The sequence below is a fragment of the Treponema sp. R6D11 genome (assembly GCF_054786075.1).
Window position 1 is genome coordinate 1 of sequence record NZ_BDHD01000227.1, and the last position, 2,524, is coordinate 2,524.

Below are 2,524 nucleotides of genomic sequence, written 5' to 3' on the forward strand. Positions count from 1 at the left end.
AAAAATGTCAATCTTTTTAGGAGAAAAAATGTCATTCCAGTTCATTCTTTCACAAATATTATACGCGATAGGTCAGTTAATTCTCATTCGGCTGATGTTCGTAAAAACGAAAAAAAGCGTCGAAGTGATGACCATTTTTTTCAGCATTTCCTTTGCAATATCATATTATCTCCTAGGGTCCGCATCCGGCACCGCGATGAGCGTTATCCTTGCCCTTTTCGCCCTAATCGAGCTTTATGTGCTGCAAGGTAAACTGCCAAAAACAATAAAGTCTTGGGCAGACAAATTGGTCTATCTCCCCATTTTTGCGCTTGCATACCTCTTCTACGACGATCCAACCAGCCTCTTGCCAGTAATAGGAACAATCCTAAATTTCACATCAATCAGCCTAAACAAAACCATCAACATCAAATCCGTGCTATTTCTAGCAAACCTGTTTTTCTATATATATAATTTCTATCTAAATAACATTTCGGGAATTGTCATCGGCTCTATAATCCTCATCATGAACATCCTAGGTATATTTGCAGAACTTCGTAGAAAAAAGAATACTAAAAACAATAATATAAACCCATAGCGATAGCTGAAAAAATAAATATCCCGCACCGATTAAAATATCGCCCCTCCCCATGCTTGTTATATATTCAATGACGTATCGCGCTATAAACCATGATATGCTTGCGATAATCGACGGTATAATGCTCCTGTTCCCGATCAAACTATATAGCAAAAGCAAGCTAATAAATAAACTTACATATAATAAAACTTCTACTTTTATAAAAAAACAAGATATGACGAATATCCCAATAGCTAGAAACGCCTTAAGGCGTTTTTGTTTTATTTCTCTCTCTGCAATTTCCTCAAGGCTCACTAGCAATTCATAAATCCCAATGTGTATATTCCAAAAACAGAACGCAAATAGAAAAATCGAAAGCGTCCTGTTTGGCGATAAATTCTCCCTAATTATCTCGCTCGCAAATCTTGGAAATAAGTATAGTAACACATCGTCGCTGCCTACACAAACCAAAAGATAGACACCCAAAAACAAACTAGTTAATAGATAGTAGGATATTTTAGCACTATTCGCGAAATATACTTTAAGATTTTTCATATGTACCCCTAAATTAGGGGAACTAGTTTAAACCTTCTCCGCACCATTCTCACGCAAGATTTGTTTGACTTCATCGCCGTATTCACTTTCACATTGCATAGTCCAAATAATTTTGCCAGATTGCAGGTCTTGCTCATATCCGCTCGCTTCAGCCTCAGGAATTCCTAAATCGATCAACGCTCCAACGATACCACCAAATGTCGCTCCTGTAATTAATCCCGCTATCGGTCCTGCAGCTGCTAAGACGCCAAAACCCGGTATAACGACCGAGCCAACGCCCAACAACAATCCGCCCAAACCTCCTAAAATCGAACCAGAGACAGCGCCGTCAACAACGCTATCGTCATAATACCCTTCCTGCGCTTGCTCCTCACCATGCCTAGACACGATTGAAACGCGCTCAGTTGAGATACCTTTGCTAGCAATCTGACTCGTCGCCCTATGTGCATTCTCTGTCGAGTTAAATACTGCTACTATAACATCATTTGCCATTTTTCTCACTCCTAATTATATTTTAAAACTTATTCTTATCAAAAAGAGAGGATTATATACATATATGGAACTATTAGCCCCAGCAGGTAATCTAATTAAACTTAAAACCGCATACCAATACGGTGCCGATGCTTGCTATATAGGTCTCGACCTTTTTTCCCTGCGCCGTGGCGACAAAGGCTTCGGCCATGAAGAATTAGCATACGCAATCGATTACGCGAAAAAAATCGGCAAGAAATTATATATAACAGCAAATATTTATCCGTATAACAGTGATTTAGAAAAACTAAAAGAATTCTTCATATGGCTAAATGATAAAAATCCCGACGGGCTAATAATCAGCGACTTAGGTGCGTTTTCTCTTGCCAAAAAATATTTAAAAAATACACCGCTTCATATCAGCACGCAAGCAAATATCCTGAACTACGAAACCGCAAAACTATGGGAAGAGCTAGGCGCCGAACGCATCATTCTCGCCCGCGAGCTGCCAATTGCAGACATAAAAGAAATAGCCGAAAAGACAAACCTAGAAATTGAAGTCTTCTGCCACGGCGCGATGTGCATGGCATTCTCTGGGCGCTGCCTCATCTCTTCATACATGGCAGACAGGCACGCAAACAAAGGCGACTGCCCTCAACCTTGCAGATGGAAATATACAATCCAAGAAGAAAAACGCATTGGCGAGCATTATCCAATCGAGGAAGACGACCGCGGAAGCTACATTTTCAACTCAAAGGACCTCTGCCTGATAAATCGCATAAAGGAGCTAAAAGATGCAGGCGTCGATAGCCTCAAAATCGAGGGCAGAATGAAAAGCGAGTATTATCTCGCCACAGTTGTTAAAGCCTACAGAAATGAACTGGACGGCAAAGGTGCTGACAATTTAGCCGAGCTAAACAAAGTAAGCCACAGGGAATACAC

At 40.4% G+C, this 2,524-nt stretch carries 3 protein-coding genes; 2 read left to right on the top strand and 1 reads right to left on the bottom strand.

Translation table 11 applies throughout. The features are described 5' to 3' along the window. On the top strand, positions 1 to 577 hold a 577-nt coding region (locus ACYVTD_RS11545; RefSeq protein WP_461247917.1), incomplete at its 5' end, for a YgjV family protein. Between the two features lie 561 nt (positions 578 to 1,138). Here ACYVTD_RS11545 and ACYVTD_RS11550 read toward each other — a convergent pair. Then, positions 1,139 to 1,498, bottom strand: coding sequence for a hypothetical protein (locus ACYVTD_RS11550; RefSeq protein ID WP_461247918.1), 360 nt, complete (start codon positions 1,496 to 1,498; stop codon positions 1,139 to 1,141). 169 nt (positions 1,499 to 1,667) lie between these two features. On the opposite strand from ACYVTD_RS11550, the gene ACYVTD_RS11555 reads away from it, so the two are divergent. Beyond that, on the top strand, positions 1,668 to 2,524 hold an 857-nt coding region (locus ACYVTD_RS11555; protein ID WP_461247919.1), incomplete at its 3' end, for a peptidase U32 family protein.